This is a genomic window from Streptomyces sp. NPDC036813 (assembly GCF_055609245.1).
Window position 1 is genome coordinate 85,599 of record NZ_JBVJPV010000021.1, and the last position, 22,410, is coordinate 108,008.

Annotated in this window: 8 protein-coding genes; all 8 read left to right on the top strand. The window is 73.8% G+C overall.

Translation table 11 applies throughout. The features are described from left to right. The first annotated feature begins 100 nt into the window (after positions 1–100). Positions 101–7,093, top strand: coding sequence for an SDR family NAD(P)-dependent oxidoreductase (locus ACZ67Q_RS34140; RefSeq protein ID WP_471190118.1), 6,993 nt, complete (start codon positions 101–103; stop codon positions 7,091–7,093). A gap of 101 nt (positions 7,094–7,194) precedes the next feature. Next, on the top strand, positions 7,195–14,838 hold the full coding sequence (locus ACZ67Q_RS34145) for a beta-ketoacyl synthase N-terminal-like domain-containing protein (protein ID WP_471190120.1): 7,644 nt from the start codon (positions 7,195–7,197) through the stop codon (positions 14,836–14,838). Between the two features lie 24 nt (positions 14,839–14,862). Beyond that, entirely contained in the window at positions 14,863–16,497 is a 1,635-nt protein-coding gene (locus tag ACZ67Q_RS34150) for a PfaD family polyunsaturated fatty acid/polyketide biosynthesis protein (RefSeq protein WP_471190122.1), read from the top strand. Continuing rightward, positions 16,494–18,218 carry an acyl-CoA dehydrogenase family protein gene (locus ACZ67Q_RS34155; protein WP_471190124.1) on the top strand — a complete coding sequence of 575 codons (1,725 nt, stop codon included), beginning with the start codon at positions 16,494–16,496 and terminating at the stop codon, positions 18,216–18,218. The genes ACZ67Q_RS34150 and ACZ67Q_RS34155 overlap by 4 nt, the downstream gene beginning before the upstream one ends. Then, positions 18,205–18,438, top strand: a complete 234-nt coding sequence (locus tag ACZ67Q_RS34160; RefSeq protein ID WP_471190126.1) for a hypothetical protein — start codon at positions 18,205–18,207, stop codon at positions 18,436–18,438. The genes ACZ67Q_RS34155 and ACZ67Q_RS34160 overlap by 14 nt, the downstream gene beginning before the upstream one ends. Continuing rightward, complete coding sequence (locus tag ACZ67Q_RS34165) at positions 18,438–20,234, top strand: acyl-CoA dehydrogenase family protein (protein ID WP_471190128.1); 1,797 nt, start codon at positions 18,438–18,440, stop codon at positions 20,232–20,234. Before ACZ67Q_RS34160 ends, ACZ67Q_RS34165 begins: the two co-directional genes overlap by 1 nt. A 19-nt stretch (positions 20,235–20,253) precedes the next feature. After that, entirely contained in the window at positions 20,254–21,069 is an 816-nt protein-coding gene (locus ACZ67Q_RS34170; RefSeq protein WP_471190130.1) for a 4'-phosphopantetheinyl transferase family protein, read from the top strand. Positions 21,070–21,099: 30 nt separating this feature from the next. Beyond that, on the top strand, positions 21,100–22,410 hold the full coding sequence (locus ACZ67Q_RS34175; protein ID WP_471190132.1) for an NAD(P)/FAD-dependent oxidoreductase: 1,311 nt from the start codon (positions 21,100–21,102) through the stop codon (positions 22,408–22,410).

Sequence of the window (22,410 nt, forward strand, 5' to 3'; positions counted from 1 at the left end):
CACGGGCATCGAGAACCAGCAGACCTTCGCCAGTAGGCGCATCCTCTTCCCACGAGGCCGGGCCATGCCGCCCTGCCCCGACCCTCGAGAGAGCCTCGCTGTGAACGTTTCGCAGGATTCCGACCTCGACCGCCGGCTCGCCCGCGACCCGATCGCGATCGTCGGCCTGTCCGCCCTCTACCCCAAATCCCGCGACCTGAGGGAGTTCTGGGCCAACGTCGCCGCGGCGGCCGACTGCATCGAAGACGTGCCCGCCACCCACTGGGACGTCGACGAGTTCTACGACCCCGATCCCGCGGTGCCGGACAAGACCTACGCCAAGCGCGGCGGTTTCATCCCGGACACGCCCTTCAACCCGCTGGAGTTCGGCCTGCCGCCGAACACCCTGGAGGTCACCGACGTCCTCCAGCTGCTCAGCCTGGTGGTCGCCCGCGACCTGCTCAAGGACGCCGGGGCCGACCAGTCCTGGTACGACGCCTCCCGCACCGGCGTCGTACTCGGCATCACCGGCGCCAACCAGCTCACCCAGCCGCTCACCGCCCGCCTGCAGACCCCCGTCCTGAAGGAGGTCGTCCGCAGCTGCGGCCTGAGCGACAAGGACGCGGAGGAGATCGCCGCCAAGTTCCGCCTCGCCTACGCCCCCTGGGAGGAGAACTCCTTCCCCGGCATGCTCGGCAACGTGGTCGCCGGGCGGATCGCCAACCGGCTCGACCTCGGCGGCATCAACATGACCGTCGACGCCGCCTGCGCCAGCTCGCTGGGTGCCGTCAAGGCGGCCGTCAGCGAACTGCTGGAGCGCCGCGCGGACACCATGCTGGTGGGCGGCTGCGACGCCGAGAACACCATCTTCATGTACCTCTGCTTCAGCAAGACCCCCGCGCTGTCCAAGTCCGGCCGCATCCGGCCCTTCGACCAGGACGCCGACGGCACGCTCATCGGCGAGGGCATCGGCATGCTGGCGCTGCGCCGGCTCAGTGACGCCGAGCGGGACGGCAACCGTGTGTACGCCGTGCTGCGCGGCATCGGCGCCGCCAGCGACGGCCGCTTCAAGTCCATCTACGCCCCGCGCAAGGAGGGCCAGGTCCTCGCCCTGGAACGGGCCTACCACGACGCGGACTGCTCCCCGGCCAGCGTCGAGCTCTTCGAGGCGCACGGCACCGGCACCGCCGTCGGCGACGCCACCGAACTCAGCTCGCTCGCCGCCGTCGTCTCCGCGGCCACGCCGGAGCGGCAGTACGCGGCCGTGGGCAGCGTCAAGTCGCAGATCGGGCACACCAAGGCGGCGGCCGGCGCGGCCGGCATGATCAAGCTGTCGCTCGCCCTGCACCACAAGGTGCTGCCGCCCACCATCAACGTCGACCAGCCCAACTCGGCCGTCGACTTCGCGAACGGGCCGTTCTACGTCAACACCGCTCTGCGCCCCTGGATCCGCGACCCGCGGCGGCCGCGGCGCCGGGCCGCCGTCTCCTCCTTCGGCTTCGGCGGCACCAACTTCCACCTGGTGCTCGAGGAGCACGGCGAGGGCGAGGACCTCCAGGTGATGTTCCCGGTCGCCCAGGTGCACCTGTGGCACGCCGCCGACACCGCGGCGCTCACCGCCGCGCTCGCCGAGGACGCGCCCGTGCAGGCCGGTCCCGTCCCCGACAGCCACGCCCGTGTCGCCTTCGCCGCCCGCGGCGCCGAGGACGCGGCGGCACTGCGCGAGCTGGCGCTGCGCGAGCTGCGGGCCCGCCCGGACGCCGACTCCTGGTCGCACCCCAAGGGCATCTTCTTCCGCCGCCGTGCCGCCGAGGCCGGGGAGCGCGGCAAGGTGGGCGCGCTCTTCGCCGGGCAGGGCAGCCAGTACGTCGCCCCGGGCATGACCGCCGTGCTGGCGCTGCCGCCGTTGCGCGCCGCCTTCGACCGCGCCAACCGGCACTTCCAGGGCGCCGAACCGCTCTCCCGCATCGCCTTCCCGCCGCCCGCGTTCGACGAGGCCACGCGCACGGCGCAGGAGAACGCGCTGCGCGCCACCGAGTACGCCCAGCCCGCCATCGGCGCCCTCGCCGCCGGTCAGTTCCGCTACCTGGGCGAACTGGGCTTCGCGCCCGAGGGCTACCTCGGGCACAGCTTCGGCGAGCTGACCGCGTTGTGGGCGGCCGGGGCACTGGACGACGACACGTACTTCGCCCTCGCCCGGGCCCGGGGCGCCGCGATGGCGCCGCCCGCCGAGTCCGGTTTCGACGCCGGTGCGATGGCCGCCGTCAGTGCCCCCGAGGAGCGCGTGACGGAGTTGCTGACCGGCATCCCGGGGCTGCACGTGTGCAACCGCAACGCGCCGGACCAGATCGTGGTGGGCGGCGCCACCGAGGCCGTGTCGCAGCTGGTGGCCGCCGCGGGCGAGGCCGGGATCAAGGCGTCCCGGCTGCCGGTCTCCGCGGCCTTCCACACCCCTTACGTCGGCCACGCGGTGGAGGCGTTCCGCGCGCACGTCGAGGCCGCACAGGTGGCCGAGCCGCGCGGCCCGGTCTACGCCAACACCCGAGGGGCTTCCTACGGCGCGGACGTGGCCGCCAACCGCCACATCCTGGCCGAGCAGCTCATCCACCCGGTGGACTTCGCCGCCCGTGTCGAGGAGATGTACGCGGCCGGGTTCCGCACCTTCGTCGAGTTCGGGCCGAAGAGCGTGCTCACCCAGCTGGTGCGCCGCATCCTCGGCGAACGCCCGCACACCGCGCTGGCCGTGGACGCCGGCCCCGGCAAGGACGCCGACCTCGCGCTGAAGCAGGCCGTGGCCCAACTCGCCGTACTGGGGCTGCCGTTGCGGACCGCGGACCGGTACGTGGCCGCACCGGTGGAACAGGAGCCGGTGAAGGGCATGTCCATCATGCTCAACGGCATCAACTACGTGTCGCCGGAACGCAAGGCCGCCTACCGCTCGGCGATCGAGACGGGCTACCGCGTCGCGCTGCCGACCGCGGCGCCGGCGCTGTCCGCACCTGTGCCGTCCGCGCCCGTTCCCGCACCCGCCCCCGTGCCCGCGCCGTCTGCCGTCGCCGTGCCCCAGCCCCGGCCGGTCGCCGCGCAGCCGCCGGTCCCGCAGCCGGTCGCCGCGCAGCCGTCGTTGCCGCAGCCGGGTGCCGGGTACCAGCCGGCCGCCGCTCCCGCCGAGCGCGCGACCGCCGTGGCTCTCGCGCCGTCGCCGGCCGCACCCGCGCCGGCCCCGGCATCCGCCCCCTCCCTCACCGCCCAGGAGACAGCACCCGTGGACAAGGATCGCCTGGCCGACGTGGTCGCCGACCACCTGGCGCTGCACGACGAGTACCTCAACGGGCAACTGGACAGCGCCCAGCGCCTCGCCGGACTGCTGGAGCGCGCCTACGACCAGGGCCTGCTGAACCAGGTGCTCTCCGGTGTCACCACCGTCAAGGAGCACAGCCTGGCCATCGGCCGCACCCATCTGCGGGCCAACGAGATCCTGCGCGAACTGGCCGGCTTGGAGATCGGCGCCGCCTCGGCGCCCACCACGGCCCCCGCCCCCGCGCCGCAGGCATACGCCGCGCCCGCCCCGGCCGCCGTCCCGGCCCCGGCGCCGCAGCCGCTGGCCGTCCCCGCCGCACCCGCCGTGGCGGCGCTCCCGGCCCCGGCCCCCGCTCCGGCTGCGGCCCCCGCCCCGGCCCCGGCGCCCGCTCCGGTTGTGGTCGCGGCACCCGCTCCTGCCGCAGCGCCTGCCCCTGTGGCTCCGGCTGCTCCCGCCGGGCCTGATGCGGCGTCGGTGACGTCGGCGTTGTTGGAGGTGGTGGCGCAGAAGACGGGTTATCCGGCGGAGATGCTGGAGCTCGGGATGGATGTCGAGGCCGATCTGGGCATCGATTCCATCAAGCGCGTGGAGATCATGGGCGTGCTGCACGAGCGGTTCGCCTCGGGTGTGGCGGCGAGCCCCGAGCAGCTGGCCGAACTGCGCACGCTGCAGGACATCGTCAGCTTCATGGCGGGCGCCGCCGCCGCGCCCACTGCCGCCACGCCGCTCACCGCCGCCGCCCCCGTCGCTGCCGCCTCGCTGGCTCCTGCTGCCGGGCCTGATGCGGCGTCGGTGACGTCGGCGTTGCTGGAGGTGGTGGCGCAGAAGACGGGTTATCCGGCGGAGATGCTGGAGCTCGGGATGGATGTCGAGGCCGATCTGGGCATCGATTCCATCAAGCGGGTGGAGATCATGGGTGTGCTGCACGAGCGGTTCGCCTCGGGTGTGGCGGCGAGCCCGGAGCAGTTGGGCGAGTTGCGCACGCTGCAGGACATCGTCAGCTTCATGGCGGGCGCCGCCGCCGCGCCCACTGCCGCCACGCCGCTCACCGCCGCCGCCCCGGTCGCTGCCGCCTCGCCGGCTCCTGCTGCCGGGCCTGACGCGGCGTCGGTGACGTCGGCGTTGCTGGAGGTGGTGGCGCAGAAGACGGGTTATCCGGCGGAGATGCTGGAGCTCGGGATGGATGTCGAGGCCGATCTGGGCATCGATTCCATCAAGCGCGTGGAGATCATGGGCGTGCTGCACGAGCGGTTCGCCTCGGGTGTGGCCGCGGCGAGCCCGGAACAGCTGGCCGAACTGCGCACCCTCCAGGACATCGTGAGCTTCATGTCCGGGCAGGACGCGCCCGCCGCGCAGGCCGGCCCGTCCCTCGTCCCGTCGGCCCCGGCGTCCGAGCCGGAAGCCGCCCCGGAGCGCGGGCGGATCGGCCGGGCCCAGGCCGCCCTGGCCGAGCTGCCGGTTCCCGACCAGCTGGTCAACGCCTACCCCGCGTCCTCGGGCGCTCTGCTCGTGGACGACGGCGGTGACCTGGCGCCGGAGATCGCCGCCAGGCTCCAGGCGCAGGGCTGGAAGGTGCACGTGCTGCGGCTGCCCGGCGTACCGCAGCGGATCGACGACACGGTGGATCACGCGCTGACCGGCTGGGGCGTCACCGAGCTCGCCTCGCGCATCGAGGAGGCGCTGGGGGAGCGGATCAGCCTGGTGCTCGACCTGTGCACCAAGGCCCCCGCGGACTGGGCGGAGGGAGTGCGGCGCCTGGCCCACACCCTGCTGGTGGCCAAGCACCTGACGGAGCCGCTCAGCACCGCCGCGGCCTTCGGCCGCGCCGCCTACGTCAGCGTCACCCGCCTGGACGGCTCCTTCGGCCTCGGCGGCGTCGACGAGCGACTGGCGCCGATCGGCGGCGTCGCCGGTCTGGCCAAGACGCTGGCCGTGGAAGCCCCCGAGGTCTTCAGCCGGGCCGTCGACCTGGCCCCCGGCCTGGCCCCCGGCGCCGCCGCGGCGCTGGTGCTCGGCGAGGCGCACGACGCGGCCACCGAGCCGGTCCAGGTCGGCCACGACGGCACCCGCCGCGTCACCCTCACCCTCGGTGAGCAGCCGCTGCACCAGGCGGGCACGCGGCCGCAGCCGCTGAGCTCCGACGACCTGCTGGTCGTCACCGGCGGCGGGCGCGGCATCACCGCCACCTGCGTGGTGGAACTGGCGCGACGTCACCAGCCGGGCCTGCTGCTGCTGGGCCGGACCCCGCTGGAGGACGAGCCGGCGTGGGCGCGCGGGCTGCAGGAGGCCGCCGCGCTCAAGGCCGCGGCGGTCGCCGACCTGAAGGCCGCGGGCGAGAAGCCCACACCGAAGCGGGTCGAGCAGGCCTACCGGGCCGTCGTCGGCGGCCGCGAGGTCCGGGCGACCCTGGACGCGCTGCGCGCCGCGGGCAGCCAGGCCGAGTACCTCGCGGTGGACATCACCGACCCGGAGGCCACGGCGGCCGCCCTCGCCCCCTACCGCAGCCGGATCACCGGTCTCGTGCACGGCGCCGGGGTCCTCGCCGACCAGCTGATCGCGCAGAAGAAGGCCTCCGAGATCGAGCGGGTCTTCGCCCCCAAGCTGGCGGGGCTGCGCGCCGTGACGGCCGCGCTGGACGCGGACACGCTGCGACACGTGGTCCTCTTCTCCTCGGTCGCCGGCTTCTTCGGCAACCGCGGCCAGTCCGACTACGCCATGGCCAACGAGGCGCTGAACGCCTGGGCCTCCTCCTGGAAGCAGCGGCACCCCGCCGCCCGGGTGACCTCGCTCAACTGGGGCGCCTGGGACAGCGGCATGGTCTCCCCGGAGATCAAGGCAGTCTTCCGGGAGCGCGGCATCACCCTCATCCCGCAGGAGACCGGCGCCGCCCTGTTCGCCGACCAGTTCGCCGCCGAACGCGCCGACGACGTGGTGACCGTGCTCGGGCCGACCACCCCGCTCTCCGAGCGTGTCCCGTCCGCACCGGCCGCCACCGTCACCGTCGAGCGGCGGATCGCCGATCTGGACCGGGACCCGCTCGTGGCCGACCACGTGATCGGCGAGGCCCCGGTGCTCCCGGCGGCCGTGGCGCTCGGCTGGGCGATCGGCGCGGTGGAGCGCGCCACCGGCGGCGAGGTCCGCCAGGTGCGGGAGTTCTCCGTGCAGAAGGGCATCGTCTTCGACGGCGGCCAGCCGGAGAACGGCCGCCTCGTCATCACCCCGCTGCCGGAGGCCCCCGGCACCGTACAGGCGGCCATCCGCTCGGTGAACCAGGACGGCGCGGTGCGACCGCACTACGCAGCCGTGCTGGACACCGCGCCGGCCGCGGCACAGGCCCCCGTCACCGGGCTGCCCGCGCTGGGCGGCGGCCGCGCCGCCGACGGCCTCTACACCGACGGCACTCTCTTCCACGGCCCCTCACTGCGCGGCATCCGACGGGTGCTCGCCGAGGACGAGTCCCGGCTCGTCCTGGAGTGCGCGCTCGCCGAGCACCGCACCGAGGGCGGCGCCTTCGCCGGCGCCCGCTACGCCCCCGGCACCGCCGACCTGCTGCTGCAGGCCGCCCTGGTGTGGGTGCGGCTGTTCCGGGACAGCGCCGGGCTGCCGCTGGCCGTCGGCCGCGCCGAGCTGCACCACGCGCTGCCCGACGGTGAGCCCTTCCTCGTCCTGGTGGAGCCCGGCACCGCCGGCGCGGGCGCCGAAGCCCGGCTCTCCGTCACCGCCTGCGCCCCCGACGGACGGGTGCTGATGCGCCTGCACGACGTGTCCGTCATCTCGGCGCCGCAGCTCACGGCCAAGTTCGTCAGCGGCTGACCGGCCCGTCCGTATCCGACTGACGACCTGACCGGTCGGCCCGGCCGGCGCCCTTCGCGCCGCCGGCCGGGCCGACCGACCTACGGAGGGACCTCGCTCTGATGAGCAAGTACGCCATCGTCGGCCTGTCCTGTCTCTTCCCGGGCGCCCGCACCCCCGCCGAGTTCTGGCAGAACCTGCGCAACGGGGCGGACGCCCGCCGGGAGGGCGGTGACGAGATCTTCGGCGCAACGCCCCTGGACGCCGACCTCGACCCGCAGCACCGCATCTACTGCCGCCGCGGCGGCTTCATCACCGACTTCGCTTTCGACCCTACCGGCTACCGCCTCGACCCCGAGCAGCTCACCGACCTCGACCGGATCTTCCACTGGTCGATGCACACCGCGCGCGAGGCGCTGCGGGACAGCGGCTACGACGCCCGGCCCGAGACCCTCGCCCGCACCGCGCTGATCCTCGGCAACTACTCCTTCCCCACCCCGACCTCGGCCCGGATCAGCGTCCCCCTGGCCCGGGAAGCGGTGCTGGAGGGGCTGCGCCGGGCCGGGCTGCCCGCGCTGGCCGGGCTCCCGGAAAGCGCCCCGCTGGTCGACACCGCACTGCTGCGCGGTGAGCACCTGCGGGTCAGCGGCTCCCCGGCGGCCGTCACCGCCGCCGCGCTCGGTCTCGGCGGCCCGCGCTACGCCCTGGACGCGGCCTGCTCCTCCGCGCTGTACGCGCTCAAGCTGGCCTGCGCCCACCTCGCCACCGGCCAGGTGGACCTGGTGCTGGCCGGCGGCGTCTGCGCCCCCGACCCCACCCTCATCCACCTCTCCTTCAGCGACCTGCACGCCTACCCCGAGAGCGGCTTCAGCCAGCCCTTCGACGACCGCTCCGAGGGCATCCTCACCGGTCAGGGCGCCGGGATGGTCGCCGTGAAGAGGCTCGCCGACGCGCTGCGGGACGGCGACCGCATCCACGCCGTCATCGACGGCATCGGCCTGAGCAACGACGGCAGCGGACGCCACCTGCTCGTGCCGCAGGGCGGCGGCCAGCTCGCCTCCTACGAACTCGCCTACGCCGAGGCCGGCGTGGACCCGTCCGCCATCGACTACCTGGAGTGCCACGCCACCGGCACCCCCCTCGGGGACGCCACCGAGGCCGAGTCCGTGGCCGCCTTCTTCGGCCGCCACGGCAAGGTCCCGCTCATCGGCTCGGTCAAGGGCAACATCGGGCACCTGCTCACCGTCGCCGGACTGAGCAGCATGCTGAAGGTCATCCTGGCCATGGACGAGGGCCACATCCCGCCCACGATCGGCGTCGAGCAGCCGGTGCGCTCGAGTGACGGACGGGTGGGGGAGCAGGTGCTGGTCCGCGAGGGCCGGCCGTGGCCCGAAGGGGTGGGTCCGCTACGGGCGGCCGTCTCCGCGTTCGGCTTCGGAGGCACCAACGCGCACGTCGTGCTCTCCGCGCCCGAGGCCGCGGAGACCTGGGAACCCGTCGAGGAGGCCCCGGCCGAGCCGCCCGCCCTGGACATCGTCGGCCTGGGTGCGCACTTCGGCCCGCTCGAAGGCGTGGACGCCCTGGAACGGGCCGTCCACGCGGGCACGGACGCCTTCGGGCCGCTGCCCGAGCGCCGCTGGCGCGGCCTGGAGCAGACCGGCGGCGGAACCCTCGAACAGGCCGGTCTGACCGGGGAGTCCGTGCCGCACGGCGCCTACGTCGACGGAGTGGACGTCGACCCCGTCGACCACAAGATCCCGCCCGCCGACCTGCGCACCTACAACCCGCAGCACGCGCTGGCCACCCAGGTCGCCGACGAGGCGCTGCGCGACGCCGGCTACAGCCGGGCCGTACCGCCGGGAGCGAGCGCGCCCGAGCCGCGGCGGATCGCGGTGGTGGTGGCGATGGAGCTGGAACCGTACACCCACGCCCGGCTCACCCGGTACACGCTGGGCACCTTCCTGCGGGAGCAGTTCGACGCCGCGGGCGTGGAGCTGACCGAGGAGCAGCTCGCCGCGATCGCGTCGGTGGGCCGGGACGCGGTCGTACCGCCGATCGTGGCCAATGAAGTGCTCAGCTACATCGGCAACGTGATGGCCAGCCGGATCTCCTCGCTGTGGAACCTCACCGGCCCGTCCTTCACCGTCTCGGCGGAGGGTTCGGGGACGGCGGAGGCCCTGGAGGTCGCCCGGCTGCTGCTGCTCGACCCGGGGATCGAGGCGGTGCTGATCGGCGCGGTCGACCTCACCGGCTCCGCCGAGCACCTGCTGCTGCACCCCGACGCGGTCTCCGAGGCGGGCCTCACGTTCGCCGACGGCGCCCGCGGGGTGCGGATCGGCGAGGGCGCCGGCGCGGTCGTCGTCACCCGCAGCGGCGAGGCGCAGGGCCGCCGCGTCTACGCCCGGCTGGACGCCCTGGCCGTCGGCACGGCCCCGGCCCGCGAAGGCGCCGTACCGCAGGCGGACGCCGACACGCTGGCCGCCACCGCGCAGGCGGCCCTCGAGGCCGCCGGGATCCCCGCCGCGCAGGTCGGCTACGTCGAGGCCCACGCGGCGGGCACCGCCGGCGAGGACGAAGCCGAACTGACCGCCCTGGCACGCGTGTACCGCGCGCCTGTGGCGGACGCGACATCCGACGAGGAGCGGGCCTCGGCCGGCCCCGTCGACCCCACGCGCGTCGTCGCCCTCGGCAGCGTCAAGGCACAGCTCGGCGACGCCGGCTGCGCCTCCGGGATGGCCGGGCTGATCCGCACCGTGCTCTGCCTGCACGGCGGTTACCTGCCGGGCACCACCGGCTGGCAGCGCCCGGCCCCCGAGTACGCCGCCGGCTTCGCCGCTTCCGCGCTGTACGTGCCGGAGCGGTCGCGGCCCTGGCTGCGTGCCTCGCGCAGCACAAGGCGGTACGCCGCCGTCAGCATGGTGGGTTCGCAGGGCGGCTGCGCCCATCTGGTGCTCTCCGCGGACGGGACCCGGGGGCGCGCGGTGGACGGTGACTGGCAGCGGGCCGAGGGACCGGTCCTGCTGGCGCTCTCCGCCGCGAGCCTGGACGGCCTGCTGGCCTCCGTCGAGCGGCACCGCGGCCTGCTGGACGAGGGAGCCGACCCGATGGCGCTGGCCCGCGCCGCCGCCCGCGAACTCCCCGGCGGGCCCCTGCGCGTGGTCCTCGTCGGCCGCGACCGGGACGATCTGCACCGCCAACTGGAGCTCGCCGCCCGGGACATTCCCGGCGCGCACGCCGCCGGCGGCGAGTGGGCCACCCCGGCCGGCTCCTACTTCACCGCCCGCCCGATCGGCCCCGAGGGCAAGGTCGCGCTGGTCTACCCCGGAGCGTTCAACTCCTACCCGGGTCTCGGCCAGGACCTGTTCCGCGCCTTCCCCGGCCTGCTCGAGCACTTCGAGGCACAGGCCGAGGAACCCGCCCGGCAACTGCGCTCCGCCCTGCTCTACCCGCGCACCCAGGTGACGCCGGGCCGGCGGGAGCTGATGGAGCTGGAGTCCGCGCTGGGCGAGGACGTGCCGTTCATGCTGGCCACCGGCACCAGCTTCGCCATCCTCTACACCCACCTGGTGCGAGACGTCCTGGGCGTCACCGCGCACGGCGGCTTCGGCTACAGCCTGGGTGAGTCCAGCATGCTCTTCGCCACCGGCGGCTGGGCCGCCGAGGGCCGCCGGGACGATCTGATCAGCAACACGCCGATCTTCCGTGACCGCCTGGTCGGCGCCCGCCGTACCGTGCGCGAACTGTGGCAGGACATCCCGGCCGGGACGCCCGCCAAGGACCTGTGGGCCTCGCACGTCCTGCTCACCGATCCGGACACGGCGCAGACCGCGCTCGCACGCTACGACCGGGTGTTCCTCACCCACGTCAACACCCCCGGCGAGCTGGTGATCGCGGGCGACCCCGCGCAGTGCCGCGCGCTGATCGAGGAACTGGGCTGCCCGGCGGCGCGCTCGCCGGTCAGCGTGGTGATGCACTGCCCGGTGGTCGACGCCGAACTCGACGGCCTGGCCGGGCTGAACGACTACCCGACCGGTTCCCTTCAGGGCCTGGAGCTGTTCTCCGCCTACGACTACCAGGAGCTGCCCGGCCTGGACCGGGAGCGCATCGCCCGGCGTATCGCGCACACCCTGCGCTCCACCATCGACTTCCCGCGCCTGATCCGCACCGCCTACGACCGGGGCTACCGCTACTTCATCGAGGTCGGCCCCGGCGCCACCTGTTCGCGCTGGGTGCGCGACACCCTCGGTGAGCAACCGCACGTCGCGGTCTGCGCGGACCGGCGTGGCGTGCCGGCCACCAAGTCGATCGCCCAGTTGGTCGCCCGGCTGGTCGGACACGGTCTGCCGGTGGACCTCACCGCGCTGCTCGGCGCGCAGACCAAGGCCCCGGCGGCCGTTCCGGCCCGGCGCACCACCCGGTTCCGGGTGGGCGGCGGCGACCCGGTACCGGAGCGGGTGGCCCATGAGGTGCGTGCAGTCGCCCCGGAGGTCGGCCTGCTGACGGACCGTCGGCCGGTGGCCCAGCCGGTCACCGCGTCGGTGGCCGGGTCGCCTCCGGCGCCCCAGCCCACACCCGTGCCCGCCGCCGCGTCCGGGCCGGCCCCTGTGCCCGCCGCCGCGTCCAGGCCCTCGACGGTGCCCGCCGCCATGTCCGAACAGGCCCCCGTGCCCGGCGCCGCGTCCGAGCCGCCCCCCGTGCCCGTCGCCGCGTCCGAGCCGCCCCCCGTGCCCCCCGTCGTTTCCGCCGCAGGACCTGCCTCCGCCCCCGTCCCGTCCACCGCACCGGAGGAATCCGATCTCATGCCCGCCGACCCGACTGTCGCGGACCCCGAGGCCATCGTCTTCGACGGCGACCCGATCGCCTTCCTGCCGTGGGCGCCGGCGAGCCCGGCGCAGCCCGCCACCGCGGCCCCCGCCCTCTCCGACCCGCACGCCGCCACCGCGGCCCCCGTCCCCTCCGGTCCGCCCGCCACGCCGTACGGCCCCGCCGCGCCCGCGGACCCGAGCGGCACCGGCGTGTCCGCCGCGGACCTGGTGCGGGAGCTGCGCCAGCAGATGGTCGCCACCCACTCGGTGGTGATGGAGACCCAGCGCGTCCTCCAGAACGCCACCCTCCACCGCGCCGAGTCGCTGCTCGCCGGCCAGCCGACCCCGGCGCAGGTCCCGCCGATGCCGGCGCAGACCCCGCCGGCGCCGGTCGCCCCCCTGCACCGCGCGAGCGCACCCCGGCCCCCGGCCGTGCCCGCGCCCGAGCCCACCCCGGCCCTCCCGTCCGCCGCGTCCCTCTCCGCGGAGCCTGTCGAAGCCGCCGCATCGCCCGCCACGGCCGCGCCGGCCGGTCCCACCGCGTCCGGGGGCGGCGCCCCGCTGGAGGGCGTGATCTGGGACGAGGACGCGCTGCTGGAGTTCGCCACCGGCTCCGTGGCCAAGGTGTTCGGGCCGGAGTTCGCGCCGATCGACGGCTACGCCAAGCGTGTGCGGCTGCCCGCACCGCCGTACCACTTCGTCACCCGGGTGACGAAGCTGGACGCGAAGACCGGCAGTTTCGGACCCGCCACCATCACCACCGAGTACGACATCCCCGAGGACGCCTGGTACCTGGTGGACGGGGGCGCGCCGCCGGCCGTGACCGTCGAGGCCGGCCAGTGCGACCTGCTGCTGGTCAGCTATCTCGGCATCGACTTCCGCAACAAGGGCGAGCGGGTCTACCGCCTGCTGGACAGCTCCCTGATCTTCCGCGGCGGTCTGCCGCGCGCCGGTCAGACGCTGCGCTACGACATCTCCATCGACCGCTTCGTGCACAACGGCGACACGACGCTCTTCTTCTTCAGCTACAACTGCTACGCCGACGGCGAGCTGATCCTCGAACTGCGGGACGCCTGCGCCGGGTTCTTCAGCAAGGAGGAGCTGGCCACCCCGCTCGGCGTCGTCATCACCGACCGCGAGCGCGCCGAACGCGCCGCCTTGACCCAGGGCTACTTCAAGCCGCTCGCCCGCACCGACAAGACGCTGCTCACCACAGCCGACCTGGAGCTGCTCGCACAGGGCAGGCCCGGTGACGTCTTCGGTCCCGAGCACGCCCAGGACGAGGGCCTCAACCCGGCGCTGCGGCTGCCGGACGCGATGCTGCGGATGGTGGACGAGGTGACCGTGGACCGCCTCGGCGGACCGCGCGGCCTCGGCAAGCTCACCGCCGTCAAGCGCCTCCAGCCGGACGCCTGGTACTTCACCTGCCACTTCCCCGACGACCCGGTGCTGGCCGGCTCGCTGGTCGCTGAGGGCGCGGTGCAGCTGCTCCAGACGTACCTGCTCTACCTCGGCATGCACCTCACGCTGCCGGACGCCCGCTTCCAGACCGTCACCGACGAGCGGATCGACGTCCAGGTGCGCGGCCAGGTCACCCCGGAGCACTCGGAGATCCGCTACGAGGTCGAGATCATGGACATCACGCTGCTGCCGCGGCCGACCGTGATGGCGGACATCCTCGTCTACCTGGGCGACAAACCGGTCATCAAGATGCGCAACCTCGGCCTGCAGGTGCGCGAGAAGGACGGCACGCCGTACCGCCCGGAGGCCGGGGGAGTGCCCGCATTCCTCGGCCGCCGCAACCGCAGCGGCGAGCCCGCGATGATCAACGAGCTGCACCTGGCACACGCCGCCAAGGGCCTGCTGGACATGGCGATGGGCCCGGAGTTCGAGATCTACCGCACCAGCCGCGCGCCCTACATCCCCAACGGCGACTTCCAGTTCGTGGACCGCGTGATGTCCCTCAAGGGCACCCGAGGTGAGCTGGGCCCCGGTTCGGAGATGGTCACGGAGTACGACTCGCCCGAGGACGCCTGGTACTACCGGCACAACTCCTACCCGCACATGCCCAACTGCGTGTACATGGAGACCTCGCTGCAGGCGGCCATCTTCCTCGGCTACTACCTCGGCGCAACCCTGAAGGACCCGCAGCAGCAGTACGCCATCCGCAACCTGGACGGCCGGGCCACCCTGGTCAAGGACGTCGACCTGCGCGGCAAGACCATCCGCCACCACTCCAAGCTGCTGATGACCAGCGCCGTCTCCGGCGCCGTACTGCAGAACTTCTCCTACGAACTGTCCGCGGACGGCGAGGTCTTCTACACCGGCGAGTCCCTCTTCGGCTACTTCAGCGAGGCCGCGCTCGCCAACCAGGTCGGCCTGGACAACGGCAGTTACGTCGCGCCCTGGATCGAACAGCACCAGCCCGGCACCGAGCAGGTGCGCCGTATCGAACTGCCCGCCGACGCGCCGGCGTTCACCGACCCTGCCGGCGGACATCTGCACCTGCCCGGCGGCCACTTCCACCTCGTGGACCATGTCGACCTGGTCGCCGAAGGCGGCCGGCACGGTGCCGGCTACCTGCACGGCCAGCGCCAGGTGCGGCCCGACGAGTGGTACTTCGACTGCCACTTCCACCGCGACCCGGTGATGCCCGGCTCGCTCGGCGTGGAGGCCGTGCTCCAGGCCATGCGGCTGTTCGTGCTGGAACAGGGGCTGGCCGACGGCATCGAGAACCCGCGCTTCGCCATGGCCACCGGTGTGGAGATGAGCTGGAAGTACCGCGGCCAGATCCTGCGCAACGACGGCGAACTCCGCTTCGACGTGCACATCAAGGAGGTGCGGCGGGAAGCGGACCGGCTGCTGCTCATCGCCGACGCCGACCTGTGGAAGCCGGGCCTGCGCATCTACGAGCTCACCGACGCGGCCATCGAGGTTCGCTCCGCCCCCGACCACGCCTGAACCAGCCGAGGAGCTGCGCTTCCCATGTCCACCACGCACCCCCAGACCCCGTTGCGCTGGTACGGCGACGGCTTTCCCAGCACCGACCCGGCCGGCGTGTACCAGGTCCTCGCCGACCTCGAGAACCCCTGCTTCATCGTCGCCACCCCGCAGGGGCCCGGCGCCGTCTCCGGCGGCACCGCCGCCCCCACCGGCCAGGGCCCGCACCTGCTGGCCGCCGCCGCCCCGCTGCCCCCGCACCGGCTGGGCTCGTCGGCCTTCACCGCCGCCCACGGCGTGCGCCAGCCCTACATGGCCGGGGCCATGGCGGGCGGCATCGCCTCCGCCGACATGGTGATCGCCCTGGCCCGGGAGGGCTTCCTGGCGTCCTTCGGCGCGGCCGGGCTGCTGCCCGAGACGATCGAGAAGGCGCTGCTGCGGTTCGCCGCCGAGATCCCCGGCCTGCCGTACGCCGTCAACCTGATCCACAGCCCCAGCGAGGACCGCCTGGAACGCGAGGCCGTGGAGCTGTTCCTGCGGCACGGCGTGCGCTGCGTCGAGGCGTCCGCCTACATGGGCCTCACCCCGCACGTGGTGCGCTATCGCCTGGCCGGACTGCGGCGGGACGAGGGCGGGCGGATCGTCGCGGGCAACCGGCTGATCGCCAAGATCTCCCGCCCGGAGACCGCCGAGCGCTTCATGCGTCCCGCTCCCGCCGCCACCGTCAGCGCCCTGCTGGAGCAGGGACTGATCACCGCCGAACAGGCGTCCCTCGCCCACCACGTCCCGCTGGCCGACGACATCACGGTCGAGGCCGACTCGGGCGGCCACACCGACCGCCGTCCGCTGCCCGCGCTGCTGCCGTCCATCCTGCGGCTGCGCGACCACGTCCAGCGCGAGCACCGCTACCCGGTGCCGATCCGGGTCGGCGCGGCCGGCGGCCTCGGCACCCCGGTCGCGGTCGCGGCGGCCTTCGCGACGGGCGCGGCCTACGTCGTCACCGGCTCGGTCAACCAGTCCTGTCTGGAGTCCGGGGCGTCCCCGGCCGCCAAGGCGATGCTCGCCGAGGCCGGCATCGCGGACTGCGAGATGGCCCCGGCCGCCGACATGTTCGAGATGGGCGTCGACCTCCAGGTGCTCAAGAAGGGCACCCTGTTCCCGATGCGCGCCCGCCGCCTCTACCAGCTCTACCAGGCCCACGACGGCCTGGAGGCGCTGCCCCCGGCCGAGCGCGCCCGGCTGGAGCAGCAGATCTTCCGCCGCCCGCTGGAGGACGTCTGGCAGGACTGCGTCGGCTACTTCGAGCGCCGCGACCCCGAGCAGCTCACCCGCGCCGCCGGCAGCCCCAAGCGCCGGATGGCCCTGGTCTTCCGCTGGTACCTGGGCATGGCCTCGCGCTGGGCGGTGACCGGACAGGAGGACCGGGCGCAGGACTACCAGATCTGGTGCGGACCGGCCATGGGCTCCTTCAACGACTGGGCCACCGGGAGCTACCTGAAGAACCCCAGCAACCGCCGCGTCGCGGACGTCGCACACCACCTGATGCGCGGCGCCGCCTTCCACACCCGCCTGGCCCAGCTGCGTCTGGCGGGCGTGCACATCCCGGCCGGCGCCGCCGACTACCGCCCCGTCCCGCTGGAGACCCCCACCGGCGCCGCCCCCACGGCAGGTGCCCGATGAGCGGCGACCTGACCCCCGAGACGCTGGAGGAGCTGCTCGGCGACCCGGCCGACCCGGCCAACCCGTTCGGATACGCCGCCGCGGTCGCCCACGACGAGGCGAACGCCTCGCCCGAGCGGCTGTACGAGGTGCTGCGCGACACCGGTTTCCACCTCAACTACCTGCCGGAACAGTGGGGCGGCGCCTTCCGGTCCTTCGACCGCAGCCTCACCCTGGTCCGTGCGGCGGCCCGCCGGGACGTCAGGATCATGCCCGGCACCATGTTCAGCATCATCGCCGCCACCTGCCTCCAACTGCACGGCACCACACAGCAGCAGGAGCGGGTGGCCCGCATCCTGCGGGACGGTGGCGCCGTCGCCTTCGCGCTCACCGAAGCCGACCACGGCAGCGACCTGCTCGCCGGACAGGTGCGGCTGGACGCCGACGGACTGCTGCACGGCGAGAAGTGGCTGGTCGGCAACGGACTGCGGGCCCAGGCCGTCTACGTCGTCGCCCGCACCGGCGCCCGCGGGCCGGGTGCCTTCACCTCCTTCCTGCTGGATCTGACCGATGGATCCCTGGACGACGACGACCTGACCCGGCTGCCGGCGCCGCCGATCACCGGCATGCGCGGCATCGACCTGGCCACGCTGCGATTCGACGCCCTTGCGGTGCCGTGGGACGCGCAGGTCGGCAAGGAGGGCGAGGGCCTGGAGGTCGCCATCCGGGCGCAGCAGGCGGTGCGGCTGATGAGCATGGCGGGTTCGCTCGGCATCGCGGACACCGCGCTGCGGCTCACCCTCGGTTTCACCGCCGAGCGCCGCTTCGGCCGTACGGCGCTGTCCGCGACGCCTTACGCGGCACGGGAGGTGGCGACCGCCTCCGCCGCGCTGCTGGCCGCGGACGCGGTGGCGCTGAGTGCCGCCCGCGGTGTGCATGTGGTGCCGGAGGCGTTCAGCGTCTGGGGCCCGGCCGCCAAACACCTGGTCGCCGAGGCCGCCGAGGACCTGCTGCGCCACTGCGGCACCGTGCTGGCCACCCGCTCGGTGCTGCGCGAGCAGGCCCCCGGCGACGGGGTGTTCCAGAAGCTGCAGCGCGACTCGGCCGTCGTCCGGGTGATCGACGCCAGCCCGTACGCCAACCTGCGCTCCTACAGCGGCCAACTGCCCACCCTGCTCGCCACCACCGACACACCCACACCGGGGACCCTGCGCCGCATCTTCGCCCTGGACGCCGAGCTGCCACCTTACGAGCCCGGCCGTCTCGACCTCATCGCGCGCGGCGTGGACCCGGTCCTCGGCGGGCTGCCCACCGTGGCCGTCTCCGTCCGTGCGGCCCTGGACGAGGACACCTCGGACCTCGTCGCCCGACTCGCCGAGGCCGTCGCCGGCCTGTCGTACGAGGCCGAGGCCGCACGGCGCCCCGGCGCGGAGCCCAACGCCCTCGCCGACCTCGCCGAGCGCTACGCCTGGCTGCACGGTGCCGCCGCCTGCGTCCACCTGTGGTGGGCCAACCGCGAACGCCCGCTGTACGGCGGCGCGCCCGGCGCCACCGGATGGCTGCGCGCCACCCTCGCCTACCTGCTGGCCCGCGCCGACGGCACCGACCCCCGGCGGCACGGCCCGCACCTGCTGGCCGCGCTCGACGTCCTCGCCGCACTGCGCGAGCAGGACAAGCTCTTCACCGCCACCCCCGTCCGCCTCGCGGCGACACCTCAGGAGGCCGCCGATGCCCACGCCTGACCTCAGCGCACTGGCCGCCCGGCTGGAGGAGTTCCTCGGCTACAAGCACGACCCGGCCGACCGCACGCCGTACGCCCCGATCACGCAGTCGGACGAGCGGGTGCCCTTCCCGGACAAGGCCGTCCAGATGCTGCGCTGCTGGGGTCTGCCGGACTACGGGCTCTCCGACGACCGGCCCGCCCTCTCCGTCCGCCTCGGCGACGCCCCAGGAGGCCGCTGATGCCCAAGCACGACCTGACCGAACTGGCCGCGCGGCTGGAGGAGTTCCTCGGCTGCCCGCACGACCCGGCCGGCCGCATGCCGTACGCCAGGATCATGGAGCTGGACGAGCGGGAGTCCTACCCGTACGAGTTCGTCCAGTTGCTGCGCGGCTGGGGTGTGCCCGAATACGCCCTGCCCGGCGAGCAGGGCGGCCGCGCGGGCGACGTGGAGGCCGAGTTCAACCTCGTCCGGCTCATCGCCCGGCGCGACCCGGCCACCGCCACCGCGCTCATCATCACCAACCTGGCCTTCATGCCGGTGTGGATCGCCGGCACCGACGAACAGAAGCGCCGGATCGTCGAGGCCGTCAAGTGCGGCCACCGGCTCTCCTGGGGACTGTCCGAACGTGCCTACGGCAGCGACCTGCTGGCCAACGCCATGACCGCGACCAAGGTCGACGGCGGATACCTGCTCACCGGCGAGAAGTGGCTCATCGGCAACGCCACCTGGTCGGACGGCATGGTGGTCTTCGCCCGCACCAGTGAGCGCGGCGGCACCGGCGGCTTCTCGGTCTTCGTGCTGGACAAGCGCACCGCTCCGGTCGGCAGCGTCCAGGAGCTGCCCGGCGAGCGGCTGCACGGCCTGCGCGCCATGGACATCAGCGGTCTGCGGGTGGAGGGCGTCTTCGTACCGGAGGAGGCCCGGCTCGGCGCCGAGGGCCAGGGGCTGGAGACCGCGCTGAAGGCCACCCAGACCGCCCGGGCCCAGATCAGCAGCATCGCGCTCTCCGCCGTGGACACCGGCCTGCGGCTCACCCTGGACTTCACCGAGGGCCGCGTCATCCTCGGCCAGGCCGTCAGCGACATCCCCTACAGCCGCCGTCAGCTCACCGAGGCCTTCGCCGACCTGCTGGTGGCCGACGCCGTCAGCCTGGGCGCGGTGCGCGGGCTGCAGGTGACACCGCAGCAGGTCAGCGTCTCCTCCTCGGTGGCGAAGTACTTCGTACCGACCCTGCTGGAGCGCACGATGTCCCAGCTCGCCGTGGTGCTCGGCGCCCGCTTCTTCCTGCGCGCCCACCCGCACTACGGCGTCTTCCAGAAGATGCTCCGCGACCTGCTGGTGGCCAACTTCGCCGACGGCAACACGGTCGTCAACCTGCGCAACCTCGGCCACCAGCTGCAGCCCCTGCTCACCACCGCGCTGAACGCCGACGAACAGCTGCGTGCCGAGGCGGTGGACAACGCCGCCGTGCTGTACGGCATCGACCGGTCCATGCCGCCCTACCGGCCCTGGCTGCAGGAGCTGTTCAGCCGTGGCCGGGACGACACCGTGCTGGCCGCGCCGGACGCCGTCGCCCGGCTGCGCGCCCTCGCCCGGGAGGCCAAGGAGGACGACCAGCGTGACTGGCTGGTCCGGGCCGCCGGCACCGCCGAGGAACTGCTCGGCCACACCACCTCTCTCGCCGGGCGCTGCGAGGGACTGCGCACCGAACTGGGCCGCGCCTACGGCCAGTCGGCGGAACTGTTCGACCTGGCCAAGGAGTACTGCGTGGTGCACGCCGCCGCCGCGTGCGTGCTCACCTTCGTGCACTCGCACGAGGCCCTGGACGAGCCGCTGCCCAACGCCGCCGTGCTGCTGCTCCAGCTGGAGCGGCTGCGCCGGCATCTGCGGCCCCACGAGGCCGTCACCGACCGGGGCGTCGTGGACGAGGTGATGCGGGTGCTGCGGCACTTCCACCGCGAGGAGCGGCTCTTCTCGCACTGGCAGTTCCCGCTCGCCGCGCGCGCCGTCGACCCGGACGCCGTCCGCTACTGACCCCGAGGAGGACACCGGCGTGAGCACGCACCACGTCCCCGGGGCGCTCGTTTCGACCTCCTACGGCTCGGTGAACGCCGAGCCGATCGTCCGATCGCCGGCGCCGGCGATGAGCTCCGACCCGGCCGTCCTCTGGCTGCTGCCCGAGCGTGCGGTGGACGGCTTCGCCGGCGCGCTCGGCGGCCCGCGGCTGCTCACCGACGAGGAGCGCGCCCGCCTGCACCGGCTGCGCGGCGAAGGTGCGCGCCGCCGCTTCCTGGGCGCGCGGATGCTGGCCCGCTACGCGCTCAGCGCGCGCAGCGGGCGGCCCGTGCACGCCTGGCGCTTCCGGGCCGGCCCCTGGGGCCGGCCCGAGCCCGAACCCCCCTGCGAGGGGCTGCGGTTCAACCTCTCGCACACCGAGGGCCTGATCGCCTGTGTGGTCACCAGTGGCCGCGACTGCGGGGTGGACGTCGAGTGCGCCCCCGCCTCGCCGGACGCGGTCACCCACCTCGTCCCGCACCTGGCCGACACCGAACGCGCCGAACTGGCAAGCCTGCCGCCGGCGGCCCGTGCCGACCGGCTCAGCGAGCTGTGGGTGCTGAAGGAGGCGTACCTCAAGGCCCTCGGTACCGGGATCACCCGGGACCTGGCCGGCTTCACCTTCACCACCCCGCCTGCCGGGCCGATCACCGTGCACGACCCCTGCCGGCCGTTCGGGGCGGGGGAGACCTGGTCGTTCGACCTGCTCCGCCCCGCGCCCGGATACGTGCTCGCCGTCGCCGCCGAGCACGGCCGCCCGGGTGACCTGCACCGCGTCGACCTGGCCGACCTCGCCGATCTGCCCGCCGCCTGATCACCCGTCCGTTTCACAGTGAGGACCACCATGGCACCCGACCACACCCCGCGCGTCGCCGTCATCGGCGCGGGCGTCTCCGGCATCTCCGCCGCCTACCACCTGCGCGACCGCGCCCGGATCACCCTCTTCGAGCGGGAGGACCGGCTCGGCGGGCACGCGAACACCGTCGAGGTCGAGGAGAACGGCCGCGTCCTCGGGATCGACACCGCCTTCGTCGTCTTCAACCGCCCCGCCTACCCCAACCTCTACGGCTTCTTCGACGAGCTGGGCGTGGACGCGGTGGAACACCTCGGCGGCTTCAACTTCTTCGACCTGGACTCCGGCCTCGAGTACGGCACCGAGGAACTCGACCTCGGCGAGGACGAGGTGCGGGCCCGCTACGCCGGCTCCCCGGAGTTCCTCACCATCTGGCGTGAGGCCCGCCGCTTCCACACCGAGGGCCGCCGCGACTTCCTGCGCCGCCGCACCGACATCCCGCTCGGCGAGTACCTGGACCGCGGCGGCTACAGCCAGGAGTTCCGGCACTCCTACGTCATCCTGCTCTGCTCCGCCGTGTGGTCGGTGCCCGCGGAGCTGATCTGGGAGATCCCCGCCTCCACCGTGATCGCCTTCTACATGGGCCACGACGAGGGCGGCCTGGGCGGACGCCGGGTGGACTGGCGCACCGTGGGCGGCGGGTCCATCTCCTACGTCCGCAAGGCGATCGCCGCCATCGGCCCCGAGATCCGCACCGGCGAGCCGGTCACCGGCGTCCGCCAGGAAGCGGACGGCGTCGTGGTGACCACGGCCGCGGGCAGCGAGCGCTTCGACTACGCCGTCATCGGCGCGCACGCGGACGAGGCGCTGGCCATGCTGGACAACCCCACCGAGCGGCAGCGGACCGTCCTGGGCACCGTGCGCTACAACTCCTCCGACGTGGTGCTGCACACCGACGACTCGGTGATGCCCGCCGACCGCGAGCGCTGGGAGGCGTGGAACTACGGCAAGGTCTCGGTGGACGGCCGGGCCCACACCTACGTCGCGTACTACATGAACAAGCTGCACGGCTTCACCGCCGAGCAGGACTACTTCGTCACCCTGGACTACCCGCGCGAGGTCCGTCCCGAGACGGTGATCGCCCGCTTCCCCTACACCCACCCGATCATCGACAACCAGGTCCGGGAGCTGCAGAAGGACATCTACGACGTCAACGAGGGCACCCGGGTCAAGCTCTGCGGCTCCTACTTCCACTCGCGCAGACTCGGCTGGGACCAGATCGGCTCGCACGAGGCCGGCTTCTCCTCCGGCGCCGAGGCGGCCCACCGGCTGCTGGAGGAGCTCGACGGCCCCGGCGCCTGA

Excerpts from the sequence above, each read along its gene's own strand:
- ACZ67Q_RS34145 (WP_471190120.1), top strand. The coding sequence starts at position 7,195 with ATGAGCAAGTACGCCATCGTCGGCCTGTCCTGTCTCTTCCCGGGCGCC.
- ACZ67Q_RS34150 (WP_471190122.1), top strand. The coding sequence starts at position 14,863 with ATGTCCACCACGCACCCCCAGACCCCGTTGCGCTGGTACGGCGACGGC.
- ACZ67Q_RS34155 (WP_471190124.1), top strand. The coding sequence starts at position 16,494 with ATGAGCGGCGACCTGACCCCCGAGACGCTGGAGGAGCTGCTCGGCGAC.
- ACZ67Q_RS34160 (WP_471190126.1), top strand. The coding sequence starts at position 18,205 with ATGCCCACGCCTGACCTCAGCGCACTGGCCGCCCGGCTGGAGGAGTTC.
- ACZ67Q_RS34165 (WP_471190128.1), top strand. The coding sequence starts at position 18,438 with ATGCCCAAGCACGACCTGACCGAACTGGCCGCGCGGCTGGAGGAGTTC.
- ACZ67Q_RS34175 (WP_471190132.1), top strand. The coding sequence starts at position 21,100 with ATGGCACCCGACCACACCCCGCGCGTCGCCGTCATCGGCGCGGGCGTC.